The organism is Arthrobacter sp. CC3, assembly GCF_039907775.1.
Classification (GTDB): Bacteria; Actinomycetota; Actinomycetes; order Actinomycetales; family Micrococcaceae; genus Arthrobacter.
In genome coordinates, this window is the sequence record NZ_JARCCY010000039.1 from 1 (window position 1) to 15836 (window position 15836).

17 protein-coding genes are annotated in these 15836 nt (G+C 65.4%); 7 read left to right on the top strand and 10 right to left on the bottom strand.

Annotated elements, in window-relative coordinates; genetic code table 11:
* Positions 1–211 precede the first annotated feature (211 nt).
* From PV761_RS19015 to PV761_RS19040, 6 genes are all read right to left on the bottom strand, one after another.
* A complete protein-coding gene (locus PV761_RS19015; RefSeq protein ID WP_055803404.1) occupies positions 212–910 on the bottom strand; it encodes an endonuclease/exonuclease/phosphatase family protein in 699 nt (232 codons plus the stop codon).
* Between the two features lie 178 nt (positions 911–1088).
* Positions 1089–2669 (bottom strand): carbohydrate-binding domain-containing protein, encoded by a 1581-nt coding sequence (locus PV761_RS19020; protein ID WP_347899167.1) that lies wholly within the window; start codon positions 2667–2669, stop codon positions 1089–1091.
* Between the two features lie 74 nt (positions 2670–2743).
* Entirely contained in the window at positions 2744–3532 is a 789-nt protein-coding gene (locus PV761_RS19025) for a polyphosphate polymerase domain-containing protein (protein WP_347899169.1), read from the bottom strand.
* A complete protein-coding gene (locus tag PV761_RS19030; protein ID WP_347899171.1) occupies positions 3529–4263 on the bottom strand; it encodes a DUF4956 domain-containing protein in 735 nt (244 codons plus the stop codon). The genes PV761_RS19025 and PV761_RS19030 overlap by 4 nt, the downstream gene beginning before the upstream one ends.
* Positions 4264–4338: 75 nt before the next feature.
* Entirely contained in the window at positions 4339–5433 is a 1095-nt protein-coding gene (locus tag PV761_RS19035; protein ID WP_347899173.1) for a bifunctional glycosyltransferase family 2/GtrA family protein, read from the bottom strand.
* Between the two features lie 9 nt (positions 5434–5442).
* Positions 5443–6429: a phosphodiester glycosidase family protein gene (locus PV761_RS19040; protein WP_347899175.1), complete on the bottom strand. Its 987-nt coding sequence runs from the start codon at positions 6427–6429 to the stop codon at positions 5443–5445.
* 137 nt (positions 6430–6566) lie between these two features.
* On the opposite strand from PV761_RS19040, the gene PV761_RS19045 reads away from it, so the two are divergent.
* Positions 6567–7370, top strand: coding sequence for a thioesterase family protein (locus PV761_RS19045; protein ID WP_347899177.1), 804 nt, complete (start codon positions 6567–6569; stop codon positions 7368–7370).
* Between the two features lie 29 nt (positions 7371–7399).
* Here PV761_RS19045 and PV761_RS19050 read toward each other — a convergent pair whose 3' ends face one another.
* Positions 7400–7789: a DUF2177 family protein gene (locus tag PV761_RS19050; RefSeq protein WP_028269063.1), complete on the bottom strand. Its 390-nt coding sequence runs from the start codon at positions 7787–7789 to the stop codon at positions 7400–7402.
* On the opposite strand from PV761_RS19050, the gene PV761_RS19055 reads away from it, so the two are divergent.
* Positions 7782–8558: a lipoate--protein ligase family protein gene (locus tag PV761_RS19055; protein WP_347899179.1), complete on the top strand. Its 777-nt coding sequence runs from the start codon at positions 7782–7784 to the stop codon at positions 8556–8558. The two genes, PV761_RS19050 and PV761_RS19055, sit on opposite strands and share 8 nt — an antisense overlap.
* On the opposite strand, the gene PV761_RS19060 is transcribed toward PV761_RS19055, so the two are convergent.
* Positions 8555–8812, bottom strand: coding sequence for a mycoredoxin (locus PV761_RS19060; RefSeq protein ID WP_011692168.1), 258 nt, complete (start codon positions 8810–8812; stop codon positions 8555–8557). The genes PV761_RS19055 and PV761_RS19060 overlap by 4 nt on opposite strands.
* A 192-nt stretch (positions 8813–9004) precedes the next feature.
* Here PV761_RS19060 and PV761_RS19065 point away from each other — a divergent pair, with 192 nt between their 5' ends.
* Positions 9005–9751, top strand: coding sequence for an SOS response-associated peptidase (locus PV761_RS19065; protein ID WP_347899182.1), 747 nt, complete (start codon positions 9005–9007; stop codon positions 9749–9751).
* A gap of 9 nt (positions 9752–9760) precedes the next feature.
* Here the strand turns inward: PV761_RS19065 and PV761_RS19070 are convergent, their stop codons facing one another.
* Entirely contained in the window at positions 9761–10183 is a 423-nt protein-coding gene (locus tag PV761_RS19070) for a VOC family protein (RefSeq protein ID WP_028269066.1), read from the bottom strand.
* 14 nt (positions 10184–10197) lie between these two features.
* On the opposite strand from PV761_RS19070, the gene PV761_RS19075 reads away from it, so the two are divergent.
* The gene (locus tag PV761_RS19075) at positions 10198–10524 is read left to right on the top strand and encodes a chorismate mutase (protein ID WP_028269067.1); all 327 of its coding nucleotides are present in this window, start codon (positions 10198–10200) and stop codon (positions 10522–10524) included.
* Between the two features lie 40 nt (positions 10525–10564).
* Here PV761_RS19075 and PV761_RS19080 read toward each other — a convergent pair whose 3' ends face one another.
* Positions 10565–10951, bottom strand: a complete 387-nt coding sequence (locus PV761_RS19080; RefSeq protein ID WP_347899185.1) for a hypothetical protein — start codon at positions 10949–10951, stop codon at positions 10565–10567.
* 304 nt (positions 10952–11255) lie between these two features.
* On the opposite strand from PV761_RS19080, the gene PV761_RS19085 reads away from it, so the two are divergent.
* From PV761_RS19085 to dnaE, 3 genes are all read left to right on the top strand, one after another.
* A complete protein-coding gene (locus tag PV761_RS19085) occupies positions 11256–11813 on the top strand; it encodes a GNAT family N-acetyltransferase (RefSeq protein ID WP_347899187.1) in 558 nt (185 codons plus the stop codon).
* A 194-nt stretch (positions 11814–12007) separates the two neighbouring features.
* Positions 12008–12334, top strand: a complete 327-nt coding sequence (locus tag PV761_RS19090) for a DUF6504 family protein (protein WP_028269069.1) — start codon at positions 12008–12010, stop codon at positions 12332–12334.
* On the top strand, positions 12331–15831 hold the full coding sequence (gene dnaE / locus PV761_RS19095) for a DNA polymerase III subunit alpha (RefSeq protein WP_347899190.1): 3501 nt from the start codon (positions 12331–12333) through the stop codon (positions 15829–15831). The genes PV761_RS19090 and dnaE overlap by 4 nt, the downstream gene beginning before the upstream one ends.
* The last annotated feature ends 5 nt before the right edge of the window (positions 15832–15836 follow it).

The window sequence follows — 15836 nt, forward strand, 5'->3', positions numbered from 1 at the left end:
CGTCATGCCCATCGACCGAACCCGGACCAAGATCAGAACGACCCCGCCCCATCAAACACAACCGGTGGATCGAGGCTAAGGGCAGCTCCCGCGGCAAGATCGGACTTGAGCCAAGACCTTCTATACGTCCGGGCCAGCTGGAAGCCCGGAACGGCTTTCAGGATCCAATCTCTACGCATTGGGGCCTCCCGGGCTGGTCGTCGGCGTCAGGCTACGGCGTGCCCTGGATGGGGCCGTAATCCTGGCCGTACTCGGCGGAGACCAGGATGGGGAGGTGGTCCGAGGCGCCGCGCGGCAGCGTTTCCACGCTTTCGATGTCCAGGCCGAGGGACGTGGCAAAGTCGAAATGCCCCTTGAAGACCTTGTACCTCGTGTAAGTCCGCCGGTCGCTGAGGGAAAGCTCGTACCCGGAGTTCTTCATGTGTTCGTTGAGGTTCTTCGTGAAGAACGGGTAGTTGAAGTCACCCACCATAAGCGTCATCAGCCCGCTGCCCATCCCGAGGAGCTCAGCGTGGGCCGCCTTGATCTGCTTGCGGCGCAGCGAATTGGAGGCCGTCAGGGGCGCCGCGTGGAAGGAGGCGATCACCAGCTCATGGTCTGTTTCGTTGTCCACTACCCGGGTGCCGATCAGGCGTTCATGGGCCGGGGCCAGCACACGGTCATGCAATGACTTCTTCAACGCGAAAGTGTTGGTTTCAAAGGCTGTGAAGCGGTCCATCCGGTAGTAGATGGCGAGCCCCAGCCTGTTGCCCTTGGTGGAGTCGGCCAGATGAAGCGGCCCCAGTGTGTCCGGTAAGTCCGTGGTGTCGCACTCCTGCAGGCACAAGGCATCTATCCCGAAGTCGCTGGCCAGATCCTGCAGTTCACCGACCGCCGCGTGCTTGCGTAGGTTGTAGCTGATGACTCGTATCAGGGGAATACCTCTTCCGAGCGTAGTAAGGAGAACCGACTCCTGAGTCTAGTCCGATACAGGGTACCCAGCACAGAAGGACGCCACGGAAGGACGCCACGGAAGGGTCCCGCGAAAGCAGCCAGGCATCACGGCAGGGGACGTGGCCACGCCGTCGTCCCCTGCCTGCGGCGTGTCCCTAGCGGCCGCCGGGACCGCGTGCGGCAGTGTATTCGCCGGCGGTGACAGTGCCTTGCTCCTGGGCACCGTCAAGCGTTCCTTCCCCGAGGCCGGCAGTGACTTTGGCGGTCCCGCCGGTGTACACGGTGTATTCCTCGCCGGCCGTGATGGCTGCGGAGGAGTAGACCAGCGAAGCCGCCTGCTTCGACGTTACGAAGGTCGCCACCACTGCGCCGCCGGAGTCTGCCAGCTGGATGGTGGTGCCGGCCGGGAGGGCGGAACCGAAGGTCAGCTGGACGCCGGACTGCGCTGAAGACATCCCCGGAGTACCAGCCATGGCGGAGCTACCCGCGGCCGCCACCGTGCCGCCATTGACCACGAGTTCGCCGTTGACGTCCAGCGCGCCGTTGCCGTCGTTGGTGGGGCCGTTGACCACAACCGTGCCGCCGGTGATGGTGGCGCTGCCGTTGGAATCCAGGCCGTCACCCTGTGAATTGATGGTGAGCGATCCGCCGCTGATTTCCACCGTGTAGTCTCCTGCGGCCATCTCACCGCCGCCGCCCATACCGCCGCCCATTCCGCCCTGCGAGGTGGTGCCCGTGCTGCCCCCGGAAGCGTTGACGCCGTCGTCGTTGGACGTGACGCTGGCGGTACCGCCGGAGATGACGATGTGCTGGGCTTCCAGGCCTTCTTCGGATTCTTTCACCGTGGCGGAGCCGGCTGCGACAGTGAGCGTGTTGAAGGCCTTGATGCCGTCGTCGCCGGCGCTGACGGTGAGGTTTCCGCCGTTGATGAGCACCCAGCCCCGGCCTTCGTCTTCCTCGTTGTCCGACTTGAAGCCGTCGTCGCCGGCCGTGACCTGGTAGTCGCCGTCGAGGAGGACTGCGTAGTCCTTGCCCACGATCCCGTCGTCCTTGGCGTCCACGGTCACATTGCCTGCGGCCAGCACCAGGCCGTCCTTGGCCGAAATGCCGTCGTTGTAGTTGCCGTCCACGGTCAGCGATCCGGTGCCGGCGATGGTGAGGTCGGCCATGGAGTAGAGCGCGGCGTTGGGTGCGTCGTCGCTCTGGTCCGTGTAGCTGGCGGCGTCGGCCAGGGCATTGGAGGTTCCCTCTGCCAGGAAGACGATTGCTTCGTTGGCGCTCTGCACCACCAACGGGGCTCCGGTGGAGCTGGTCACGTCCGCACCGTCCAGGATGATGCGCACCACGTCATCTTCACCGGCGGCAACCACCACCCTGCCGTCCGTCAGGGAACCGCTCAGGCGGTAGGTTCCGGCAGCGCTGATGGTGACGGTATCGCCGTCGACCTTTACGGCGCCCGAGGAATCTGGTGTAACAGTGCTGGCGTCGTCCGCCAGGGGCACGGCTACTTCGGACGCGGCGTCCCAGGTGAGGTCGTCGGCGTCGTAGTGCGTATCCGCCGAGAGGGTGTCCAGGGAGACGGCCTCGGCCGTTCCGGACGACCCCGACGCTGCTGAGGTGGACGTGCCGCCGGTGATCGAGGTTCCGGTGGAGGCGGTGCCGGCCGCGGAGCAGCCGGCCAGGCCCACGGCAAGGGCCAGGGCAGTGACGGAGAGGTAGGTGCGGAAGCTTTTCATGGTGTGTGTTCCTTCGGTGAAGTATGTGGGTGAAGCGGAGGGAGATGGGTGGGGGAGCCTGCCCGTGAGAGGGTTCAGGCGGCGGGGCGGAGGGCCAGCGTCCGGCGGAGCGTGCGGTTCCAGCGGTTGGCCGGCAGCTCGGGGCAGAGGGCCGCCATTCCGGTGGCGAATTTGGAGATCCTTGAGGGCCGGACGCCCTGGGCCCAGAGGTGCCGGTCCAGCGGGCCGGCCGTCGATCCGGACTTGGTCTCCAGGATGACGGCGCCGTCCAGGACCCAGGCCTGCCCGCCGGGCCGCTGCCAGGTGACATCCGTGTCGATGGTTGCCCGGCTGCCGGATTCGGGCAGGTACAGGGTGGTGCGGTGGTAGCGCGTTTCCAGCACCGGTCCCAGGGAACTGTCCGGAATGCAGCCCACCGCGGCGGCGAGGGTTTCCCGGACGTAGTCCAGGCCCTCCTCCGTCAGCCGGGCGCGGTCGGTGGGTTCGTAGGGGATGCGTTCCTTGACGGTGGCCTCGCGGGCGCCTTCGGTTTTGACTTCCAGGAAGCTGACGGCGCTGTCCACATAGGTCCTGGTGCGGACCTTGTACCGGCGTCGGCGGCCGTGGGCGGCCAGGAGGTAGCTGTCCAGCCCGGCCGAGTCGAAATACACGGAGTCGTAAGCGAAGGAGCGGCAGCCGTCCATTTCCAGGACGCGGACATCGGCGTCGAACGTGGCCAGGAGTTCCTGAGCCTGGGCCTCGGGGACTACGTACTTCCTGTCCACCCGGGTCTGCAGCGCCGCTTCCGCGTTCAGTTCGTCCAGCCCCACAGACGGCAGCAGGCGGAGGGAGTCCAGGACGCCGGCCTGCGCCGCGCCGCTCATGCCGCACCTGCCGACGCATGGACGGGAGCGGAAGCCGGAGCGGACGCGGGGTCAATCGGGAGTCCGGCGGGCTCCGAGGGCGCGGGCTTCGACGACGCGGGCTTCGACGGCGCGGGGTCCGCGGAGGGGTGCGCTGCCAGGTAGCCCGGCGCAATTTTCCCTGCAGGCGTGGCGGCGGGGAACGTTGCCGGGACGTAGGCGTAGCGCACGTCAACCACCGTCTTGTCGTTGACGAGGTCCAGTTCCTGCACGGTGGCTGAGTGGACTTTTCCGTGGACCACTTCTTCGAGCCGGGCGTAGAGGTCCTCGTCCACGGCTATGGCGCGGTCAAGGATCACTGTCTGGTGGCGGTACGCGGGCAGGACTCGGGAATGGTCTCCCACGAACATCACCAGCAGGATCATGGCCATCAGCGCCAGCGGCAGCCACACGGGGTCGATGCCGAGGCCGGCGATCAGGCCCAGGGCAAGGGCCGAGAAGTAGTAGGCCACCTCGTGCTGGGCCAGTTCGGTGGAGCGCAGCCGGATGATGGACAGGACTCCGAAAAGGCCGAGGCCCAGGCCCACGCCGGCGGCCGAGCCGGAGAGTGCGGCCGCCACGGCCATGACGCCGACATTCATGCCGAGGTAGGACACCACCAGGTCGCGGCGCCGGTGCCGGCGGAGGTACAGGGCGAAGGTCAGGATGCTGATGGCGGCCAGGTCGGCGGCGATGAGGATGAGGGGTGTCATGGGATTCTCCGGAATCTGATTGGTGGACTGGTTTTCACGATCCACGGCCAAACTGTGCGGGTGCTGTGATGGAACCTAGGCCGGAATATGAGTGTTTGCCGGGAGTTCACCTGCTGTTTCCGCCGAGCCTTTGCCTTTGGCCTTCCCTGCGTTCTTCCCGGAAAAGAGGTACCGCTGCTGCACCGCGTAGCTGGTGGCCAGCAAGGCGATTTCGGCAAGGATCTTGGCGGCGGGCATGGGCAGGTACAGCGCTTCCAGGGCGGCGATCAAGCCGTAATTGGCGGCCAGCAGCACTGCCACCAGGGTGAAGTAGCGGACGCCGGTCCGGGCGGTGGGCTTCTCGCGCCCGCGCCGGAATACCAGCTGCCGGTTGACGGCGAAGTTGACGGCCGAACTTACGGCCCGGGCGCCCACCACTGCCAGCAGCAGGGAGTCGGTGACGGCCGTGAGGACCAGGAACATCAGGGTGTCCACCAGGAACGCCGTAAAGGATGATCCCAGGAATTTCAGCAGCGGGGCATAGATCCGGGCGGAGTCAGCCACCGGCCTGAAGTGCGAACCCGAGTTGTGCTCAAGGTACACGGTCGCGATGTCCACGGTGCTGATGGCGTATCCCGCCTGTTTGGCTTCCAGCAGCAGATTCAGCTCGTACTCGTAGCGCTCGCCGTGGACGGACCGGAGCCAGGGCAGCATGGAGACGGGATAGCCGCGGAGGCCCGTCTGGGTGTCGGAAATTCGCTGGCCGGTCGCGAGCGTGAACAGCAGCCGGGTGGCGTTGTTGCCGAACCTGCTGCGGGCCGGGACGTTGCCGGTGAAGCTTCGGGTGCCCAGGACCATGGCAGGTGAGCCGGGTTTCACAGCTGCCACCACCTTGAGGATGTCCACGATGGTGTGCTGCCCGTCGCTGTCGGCGCAGACCACGTTGTGGCCCGGGAGGTGGTCGGCGATGAAACCGAAGCCGGTCTTGAGTGCGAAGCCCTTGCCGCGGTTGGTGGCATAGCCGACGACGTGGCACCCGAGTGCCTTGACGCCGTCGAACACGTCCCGGTACGCGGGGCCGCTGCCGTCATCAACCACCACCACCGTTGCCCATGGTTCCGCGTCGCGGATGGAGCGGATGAGGTCGGGCAGCTGGCGGTCCGGCTCGTAGGCCGGGATCAGGATGATCATGTCTGCCGCCTACTGCGCGATGTAGAGGATGTCGGAGGTGCCGCGTTCCTTGTTCTCGCCAAGGGGGTTGTTGACCAGCTCCCCGTTGAAGTACATCGTGGAGGACCCGCCGCCGTCGATGTTGTACGCGGTAGTGGCGCCGAGGCCCTGCATGATTTCAGCCAGCCCGGTCATCGTCACGCCGGCGCTGTAGCCGGGGCTCCGGCCGTCCACCACCACGAAGACGAGATGGTTTTCGTTGATGATGCCGACGGCGGTGCGCGGCTGTTCGCCCTGGATGGAGTGGTTGCCGAAGTTGGTGTCCACCTCCACGTCCTCGATTCCTTCGGCGACTTCGCCGTCGTTCAACAGGGACGGACCGAAGGAGAGGGTGTTCCAGACCCCGTCGGCCAGCAGTTGCTCGGCGGTGGTGGCGGTTTCGTCGTACACCTTGACGGTGCCGTCGCGGTAGAAGGCCAGTCCTTGCCGGGCGCCCTCGTCGCGGAACACCACGCCGTTGCGGATCACGATGCCGGTGTCGCGGAAGCCGTAGTAGTCGCCGTTGATGGCGAACACCGCGTTGTTGGCATCGGCGATCTGGGACGTGGTCTCGGTGATGTTTTCGCCGAAGCTGTCGTTGGCGAACGCCGACCGGAGCGTGGTGGCGTCATCGAGTACGACGTCGGCAACGTAGTAGGTGACGGTGCTGTCGCCGCTGCCGGTGGTCACCGTGGAGATGTTGATGTTGGAACTGTCGGAAACATAGGAGGTGTCGGTGGTGGCCGCGGCAGTGGCGCCGCCCGGTGCGGCGGTGGACCCGGTGGTGCTGCCGGCCGCGGTACTGCTTTGGCTGGCCTGGTAAGCGGAGACGTCCGAGATCTCCACATGCTGGACCACAAAGCGGTCCAGCGCCCAGACGGTGGCTCCGCCGGCGGACAGGGTGAGGGCGACGGCCCCGGCGACGACGGCGCGCCGGACGCGGCCGCCTTTGCGTTTTTCGTTCGTGAGAGGAGTCATGCCATTATTTCTAGGCTTCGGACTTATGCCGGCCATGAGGCCTGGTTATGAGCAAGCTGTGAGGATGAGGGCAAGCTGTGAGCCGTCTAGCGATAGTGTGTTCTGGGATCATCACCAGCCATGCGAAAGGGTCGACGTTGACTGCTGCACTTCCGGAACTCGCCGAAGGGGAGTTCTACTACGAGTCATTGGGCGGCGGACGGTTCCGTTCCACGATCCACGCCCAGGGTGCCTGGAACGAGCATGAGCAGCACATGGCGCCCGCATCCGGGATCATGGCGGACTGCCTGGAGCGGCATGCGCCGCGGGACGACGTCAGGATGGCGCGGCTGAGCTACGAGATCCTGGGGCTGATCCCTGGCGGCGAATTTGAAGTCGTCACCACCACCCTCCGCCCGGGCCGCACCATCGAACTGCTGCAGGCCGAACTTGTGGCCGAGGGGCGCGTTGCCATCCGCCTCACCGCGTGGCGGATGATCACGTCCGATACTTCGGCAGTCGCCGCCGTCGAAGATCCCTGCATTCCCGGACCGGAAAAGTGCTCCCCGTACGATGCCGCGACCGTCTGGCCGGGAGGCTACATCCGGTCCCTGGAAATGCGCGTTGCCGACGGACACCGCCCGGGCTCCGGGACAGTCTGGATCCGCACCGCGCACCCGCTGACGGACAAGGCCGACAGCGGCGACCTGGCGCGGCTCATGGGCCTGGTGGACACCGCCAACGGAATAGCGGCGCGGGTACCGCCGGGCAAGGACAGCTACGCGTTCCCCAACCTGGACCTGCAGATCCACATGTACCGGAAACCCGCCGGCGACTGGCTGGGCCTGGACAACGCTGTTTCCTTCGGAGCTGACGGCATCGGGCTGACGTCCACGGTGCTCCACGACCTGGCCGGGCCCTTCGGACGGGCAGAGCAGATCCTGACGCTCCGCAAGACGTAGTTCGCCGCGGATCCCGGCTGGTGCGGCCGCTAGTTCTTGTGGAACACCAGCCAGCCGGCCAGGGTGGCCAGGGCGGTCAGGGCTGCGCCCCAGAGGATATCCACGATGATCAGCTGCAGCGGCCAGGTCTTCAGGGTCGCGGCGTTGGTGAGGTCGTACGTGGCATAGGCGAAGGCGCCCAGGGCGGCGCCGTAGCCCACCGCACTGAGCCAGCTGCCGCCGTCGAGCGCGGGGCGCAGGGCGAAGAACACAATGCCGGCAATGTAGATCACGTAGAAGACCACCGCGTACCCTAGATTGGGCCGGTCGGCCAGCAGTTCACCAATCTGTCCGCGGTAAAAGGGGTTCATCGTCTTGAGCCAGATGGCGTCAATGACGGCGAAGGCGGCGGCTACGACCAGGAATTGCAGAATGACCATAAGGGAGCTTAGCAAGATGCAGCATACGGCCGGCGCACCCGCCACGCTGACCATTGTCCGGCAGGAGCAGTCGCTGGGCGCGGCGCGCGACCTGGAGTTCGGTATTGAGTTGCTGGGCATGGCCAAGACGGGGCGGATCGGCCCGACGCTCAGGCTGTACCGCCCGGCTCCGACAGTCGCCTTTGGCCAGCGCGATGCCCACCTGCCCGGCTTTGAGGCGGCAGCGCAGGCGTGCCGTGAGCTCGGATTTGAGCCGCTGGTCCGCAAGGCAGGCGGCCGGGCTGCTGCGTATCACGAGGGAACGCTGATCGTGGACCACGTGGAGCCCCATGCCGATGCCATCGCCGGCGCCAAAGGGCGTTTCGCCTTCTTCGGCGGGATGCTGGCGGATGCGCTCCGGAGCGCCGGAGTCCAGGCCGCCGTCGGCGAAATCCCGGGGGAGTACTGCCCCGGGGAGTTCAGCGTCCATGGCCTGGACCCGGCGGATCCGCTGCACCGGGTAAAACTGATCGGCACCGCCCAACGGGTGGTGTCGGGCGGCTGGCTGTTCAGCTCGGTGATCGTGGTGGAGAATTCCGCGCCGATCCGCAAGGTCCTCGAAGCCAGCTACGCAGCCCTTGGGCTTGACTGGGACCCGGCCACTGCCGGTGCCGTTGACGACCTCGTCCCCGGGCTGGACGTGGCCGCCATCGAAACTGCGGTCATCAACACCTATGCCGCGTATGCGCAGCTGGACTACGCGGATTTCGCCAGCCTGCGGGCGGGCTAGGCGGCGAGCCGGCTCTTGACTTCTGCTGCCGACGGGTTGGTGGCAGCGGTACCGTCCGGGAAGAGGACGGTGGGTACCGTGCGGTTGCCTCCGTTGAGCTGCTCCACCAGGTCGGCGGTGCCTTCGACTTCTTCGATGTTGATTTCGGTGTAGCCGATGCCCTGGGCGTCCAGCTGCTTCTTCAGACGGTTGCAGTAACCGCACCAGGTGGTCGAAAACATGGTGATGGTGCCGGATTCGGGAGTGAAATCCACGGAGTTCTCCTCAGTATCGTTTGTGCTCGTCGTTATCAAAGCAGATGTCTTTTCACTCAACGGTAACCCGGCGGCCGGTATTCCCCGGGCGTCGGGGCACCGCACCCCTGTTCCGGCGCCGTCCCCGCGGGCTCCCGCCCCGCCGGGTTACGCCGGGTGACACGGCTCCGGGGCGGGTGGCATGCTGGTGCCATGTGTGGACGCTACGTGATGGCCCGGGCCGTCGGGGACCTGCTGGCAGAATTTGACGCCGAACTGGACGAGGAGCTGGTGGTTCCGCCGTCGTGGAATGTTGCTCCGACCGCCGATGTGCCCATCGTGCTGGAGCGGCTGATGGACGGCACTCCGGTCCGGCAGCTGCATGTGGCCCGCTGGGGCCTCGTTCCGTCCTGGGCCAAGGACCCTTCCATCGGCTCGAAGATGATCAATGCGCGAAGCGAAAGCGTCCTGGAGAAGCCAGCCTTCCGCAAGGCGACCCGGTCCCGGCGCTGCGCGGTCCCGGCGGACGGCTATTACGAATGGAAGGGTGAAGGGCGCGGCAAGCAGCCCTACTACGTGCATCCGAAGGACGGCCGGCCCCTGGTGTTCGCAGGACTCTATGAATGGTGGAAGGACCCGTCCAAGCCCGAGGGTGATCCGCAGCGGTGGATGCTGTCCACCTCCATCATGACGACGGACTCGCCGCCCGAAGGCTATGCCGGGGGAATGCTCGCCGAACTCACCGCCCTGCATGACAGGGTGCCGCTGCCCATGAACCGCGGGACGATGCAGGCATGGCTGGATCCGCAGGCGGATGACGCCGCCGGCCTGGTGGATCTGGTTCGTGCGGGTGCGCACGACGTCGCCGAAGGCTGGACCATCGATGCCGTGGGCACCGCCGTCGGGAATGTAAGAAATGACTCGCCCGAACTCATCCAGCCGGTGGGCAGCCTGTTCTAGCCGGTGACTCTAGACCGTGACGTTGCCGCCGGCGTCGACGGTCCACGTGGGATTGAAGGCGATTTCCCAGCGGAAACCGTCGGGATCGGCGAAGTACCCCGTATAGCCGCCCCACGGCTGGGTCTTCGGGGAGCCAACTACCGTTGCCCCGGCCGATTCCGCTTCCGCCATCACCCGGTCGACGTCCGCCGCGCTCCCCACGTTGTGGCTCAGCGTGATGCACGGGACGCCGGCGGGGCTGCCCACTGACGCCTCCGCCTGCATCTGGCCTGCGTCCCACAGCGAAAGAATCAGGCCGTGGTTGGCCTGGATAAAGACCACCTCGCCGGGGACTTCCCGGTGGACCGGCCAGCCCAGGCCGTCCACGTAGAAGGCGCGGGAGGCCTCGACACTGCGGACGCCCAATGAAATGAAGTCGACTCGAGGCTGCATTCTTAGATACTGTCATGCACATGCCCACAAATCACGGACACGACAAAGACGCCCAGGCCGACAGGGAACAGCTCGCGGCTGTCCGAGTGGCCGTCGATGAAGTTGACGAGCAGATTGTCACCCTGATTGCCCGCCGCGAACGTCTGATCCGGATTTCCGGGACGTTGAAGGGTGACGACGCGGAGGTCAGGGCTCCGGGCCGGGTGGAAAAGGTCATCCAACATGTCCGTGCCGCCGCCGAGAAAAAAGACATCGACCCGGACATTGTGGAGAAGACTTACCGCGCGATGATCACGGCTTTCACCGAGCTTGAGATGAAAGTGCACAACGCCAGCAGCTAGCGGCTCAAAGCGCAGCTAGCGCCTCAGGCGGATCCCACCCTCAGAGCGCTTCCTCCACGGGAACGTTCGCCTGGTATTCCCTGCCGTCGGCGTCGCTGAAGGCTGTCATCAGGTGGCCCTTTTCCAGCCCCAGGACCGTGGTCATGGGAAAGTTGCCGGTAATGGTGTTGCCGGAATGCGAAACGCCGCTGAGATCGAAATTCTCCTCAGTGCCGTCGTGGCTGAAGCAGTAGAAGGACACAGCTTCGCCGTTCATGAACTCGATTCCCATTCTTCGTTGATGGGAATGATCCGGTGTGGACGCGACGAGGCCAACGACATAGGCGCCCGCCCCGGGGATATTGCCGTCTATATCAAAAGTCGCCACCAAGGTGGAATCCTTGGCGGCGATGGCTACGTGCTTCAGGAGTGCGTCATGGGAGCTCATGGCTCAATCCTGCCCCCCTCGCCCGCGTCCGTCCACCCCTGATTCAGGTTTTGTCAGGGCTCCGGCGCAGTCGTGATTCATTAGAAGATATATTCGATTGTTTGCAGCATCGGGGTGCCCCGACCGGCCGGCGGCCTTCACGTCCAAGCCCGGCAACGGTACCGTGGGGGCCCATGACTTCTGCAGACCAATTTCTAGCGGCATACGATCGGCAACTCCGGACGGACGCGGAGACCCGGGGGGCGCTCGCCGTCGACGGCTGGGGCCCTTGCTGATGTGCACCTTCGCGGGCGGCCGGGGTTTCGTGACGTACCGAAATCTCGATGGAGCCGGTTCCCGGGCGATTGCCCGGTGGGTATTGGAAGCGCTCGCGCACTTCCGCAGGGATCCCTCCGTGGTGCGGGTGGAGTGGAAAACCCGCGGCCATGATCATGCGCCCGGACTCCATGACGCGCTGTTGCGAAGCGGATTTGAACCCGAAGAGGAGGAGTCGATCATGATCGGCCGGGTGGCCTCCTTGATCTCAGCGGTACCACTCCCGCCCGGAGTGACCCTGCGCAAGGTGGCCGGGGAAGGGGGTATGGAGCTCTGGGTTGCCGAACATCAGGGATTGATCGTGAGTGCGGGCCGCCTGGAGCCCGTGCCTGGTACCGACTTCGCAGGAATCTGGGGCGGTGCAACGCGCGAAGAGTGGCGCAGCCAGGGGATTTACCGGGCCGTCACCGCGGCCCGGGCCCGGTCCGCTGTGAAGCTGGGAAAGAAGTTCATCCACAGCGACTCGACCAGCTACTCGCGGCCGATCCTGGAGCGCTACGGGTTTCTCCGGGTATCAACAACCACGCCGTACTGTTGGCGGCGCTGACGCCAAAACGTCCCGTAAAGCTCCTGGTTCCGGCCCCGGGAAGGCTTGTGTAGGTTTTGTCCCGGCTCCGGCGTAGAATTGATTATTCGAAGATATATTCGAAAGAATTGTTTCGAACGAATCATTTCAGAACTTCCCTGCACCGGTCCGCTCCTGCGTGGCGGCCGGGGGGAGTGCACTTCCGGGAGGCGCCGATGGGCTTGTTCAGCGAGGGTGTCGACGTCGTCTGCACGCCCGCCGGCCAGCCTTCGGCGCTCACCTGGGCCGGCCGTCATTACACTGTCTGCGCAGAGCCCGTGCGCTGGTTTGAACGCAGGCGGTGGTGGGCCGAAGAAACCCGCGCACCGCTGGGTACCGGACCGGGACTGGTGGATCACGAGATCTGGCGCGTCCAGGTCCGGCCTTCTGCTGCAAACGCGGAGCCGGAAGAAGCCCTCACCCTCGACCTGACCAGGGACATCGGCAGCGGCCGGTGGCGGTTGCTGAAAATCCACGATGCCCTGAGGCCTCGATCAGCATGAGCTTCACCCATCTTCATGTTTCCACCGCCTTCAGCGCACATTACGGGGTCTCCTGGCCGGATGAGCTTGCCCAGGCTGCCGCCGCCGACGGCGCCACCGCGCTTGCCTGCACCGACAGGAACGGCCTGTACGGCACCGTCAAACACCTCAAGGCCTGCATGGCGGCGGGACTGGATCCCGTCGTCGGGGTTGACCTTGCGGTCTATGACGACGACGGCGACCTCCGGACCCAGCTCGCGGGCCGCGTCGTCGTGCTTGCCCACGGACACAACAAAGGTGCCGGCTACCGGGCCCTCTGCCGCCTGATTTCAGATGCCCATGCCCGTACCTCCGGCAAAGCCGGGGGAGTGGTGCCCGTCGCGGTCACCCGCGCCGAAATCGCTTCCAGGGCTCTGCATCCGGAAACACTGGAACCGGTGCTGACTGTGCTGGTGGGCCCGGACTCGGACGTTGGCAGGGCGATGAGCGGCCGCCGGTACCTTCGGCCCCGCACGTTGTTCAAGCAGTGGCTGGAGACCATGCCCAAGGGAACCGTGGCAGCCGAAGTCGTGTCCCACCTCAGCGCTCCCGGGGAGCCTCTGAGCACAGCCCACGCCGTGCGCATGCTCAAACTAGCTGCCGAGCACGGGATTCCTGCCGTCCTGACCAACGCCGTGCGGTACTGCGCGGAGGACGGGGCCGCCACAGCGGATGTGCTGGACTCTGCCCGAACCCTGAAATCCCTGACCGAACTGACCGAGGAGCCGTTGCTTCAGCCCAACGGCCGCGGGTGGCTGAAGACATCAGCCCAAATGCTCGAGCTCGGCAAGGAAATCATCCATGCCGCCGGCTACGGCGCCACCGACCTCACCAGGCTGCTCGGCCAAACCGAGGCGCTCGCGGACCGCTGCCGGATGGACCCGGTCACGGACATGGGATGGAAACAGCCGGTGGTTCCCGAAGCTTCGGTCATCGGCATCGCCGGCGATCCGCTGGCCGAACTTACCCTGCGCTGCGAGGCCGGCATCAGCCGTCGGTTCCCGGGGATCTCAGGGCGGCCCGAGGCGGAAATGCGGGCGAGGCTGGAGCATGAACTGAGGATCATCGCCAACCTTGGCTTCGCCTCCTACTTCCTCACGGTGGCCGAGGTTTCCCGAATGATCCTGGACATGGGAGTCAGGGCGGCTGCCCGGGGTTCCGGCGCCTCCAGCCTGGTGAACTACCTGATCGACGTCAGCCAGGTGAACCCCCTGCAGCACGACCTCATCTTCGAACGGTTCCTCTCCAATGACCGGGCAACTCTTCCGGACATCGACATTGATGTGGAAAGCGCCGAGCGGCACAACGTCTACCGAAGGATCTTCGACCGCTTCGGAGCCGAGCGTGTCACCCTCATGAGCATGCAGAACGGCTACCGCGCTCGCGGTGCAGTCCGGGACGCCGGCCACGCATTGGGCATGGACGACGGCGACATCGGCGAGATCGCCAAGCAGCTGTGGCGGTTCTCGGCAAGGAACTTCCGTGAAGCCCTGGTGGAAAAACCCGAACTGAAGGAATTCGCAGGAAGGGTGGAGCAGCGTGAGTTCGCGGAAAACCAGCAACTGGACCTGCTCGTTGACCTGACCGAGAGGCTGGACCGCCTGCCACGGCACATTTCCATGCATCCCTGCGGCGTAATCCTTGGCGACGCCACGCTGCTGGACCGGACCCCCGTTCAGCCCAGCGGTCTCGGCCTGCCCATGAGCCAGTTCGATAAACACGACATGGATCCGATGGGGATGCTCAAGCTGGATGTCCTCGGCGTCCGAATGCAGAGCGCCATGGCTTTTGCCGTCCGTGAGGTGGTCCGGCTGCACCCTTCGAAGGCTGAGGTGGTGGCTGCAGGTGCCCATCCTCCCGGAGCGGACGGCACGGGACCGGACTTCATCTCAGCCGACGGGCACATTGACCTCAATGCCGTACCGCTCGATGACGAACCAACCTACGAGCTGATCCGAAGTACGCATACCCTGGGCTGTTTCCAGATCGAATCTCCCGGTCAGCGGGAACTGATCGGCAAAATGGCGCCGCGGGAATTCAACGACCTCATCATCGACATATCGCTGTTCCGCCCCGGGCCCATGAAATCGGACATGGTCCGTCCCTTCCTTGAACACCGCCACGGATTCGCGCCGGAGGTCTATCCGCACCCGGACCTCAAACCGGTGCTCCAGGAAACCCACGGCGTGACGGTCTTCCATGAGCAGATCCTGAAGACATTCGACGTCATGACCAAATGCGGGCTTGCCCGGGCTGATGAATTCCGCCGGGCCCTGGGGAACGAACTCCTGGAACCCAAAGTCGAGGAATTCTTCCGCAGGGAAGCCCGGGCGCGGGGTTACACCCCTGAGGTCGTGGACAAAGTCTGGGGAACCCTCAAGGCCTTTGGCAGCTTTGGCTTCTGCAAGGCACACGGGGCAGCCTTCGCCGTGCCCACCTATCAGTCGGCCTGGCTGAAGGCCCACCACCCCGAAGCTTTCCTCGCCGGGCTGTGGGAACACGATCCCGGCATGTATCCCAAGCGGCTCCTGGTGGCTGAAGCGCGGCGGCTGGGGATCCCCATCCTGCCCCTGGACATCAACAGGAGCCAGGCCGAGTACCGGGTGGAGCGGGTCGGATCAGGGCCTGACCGCGGGAGGCTTGGCATCCGGCTCAGCCTGAACGGCATCTACGGGCTCTCCGGGGCTGAACTGAAAAGGATCGTTGCCGGCCAGCCCTACGACTCGCTGGCAGACCTGAGGGCTCGCTCCAGGCTGAGCAAGCCCAGCATCAAGCGGCTTGCCCAGCTGGGGGCTTTCGATGCGCTGCACCGGGAATCCGGCGGAGCCGCCAACCGGGCGGACCTCGTCCAGCATCTCCAGACCCTCCAGAACCGCCCGGGCAAGAAGGGCATTGAGGTCATCGAGGGCCAGCTGTCCCTGCCTCTTGGCGACGTTGAACTCAAGAACCTGAAGGCCGAACTTCCTGCTCCAAGCATGATCGAAAACGTGCGGGCCGAACTTGACCTGATGGCGGTGGATGTCAGCGAACACCTGATGGCCAGCCACCGGCCCCTGCTCGACCGGCTGGGCGTGACCACCGCGGATAAGCTCCTGGGACTCCGGAACGGCACCGAAGTGTTGGTGGCCGGGGTCCGGATTGCCACACAGACACCGCCGATGCGCGGCGGGCGCCGGGTGGTGTTCATCAGCATCGACGACGGAACAGGCTGCGTGGACTCCGTGTTCTTCCATGAGGCACAGGAACTGGCAGGACCGTTGCTGTTCGGCACCCGCCTGCTCCTGATCCGTGGCAACACCCGCAGGACCGGCCCCCGCGGGATCAGCATCAGCGCCACCATGGCCTGGGACCTCAGCCGCACCGAGACCCTCCCGTACCCGGAGCAGCAATCCACCGGCACCTGGGAACCTGCCCTCCAAGTACGGGGGCCGCTGGACGGAATCAGCCGCAACCTGGCCATCACGGGGCTTGGCAGCTGAACCCC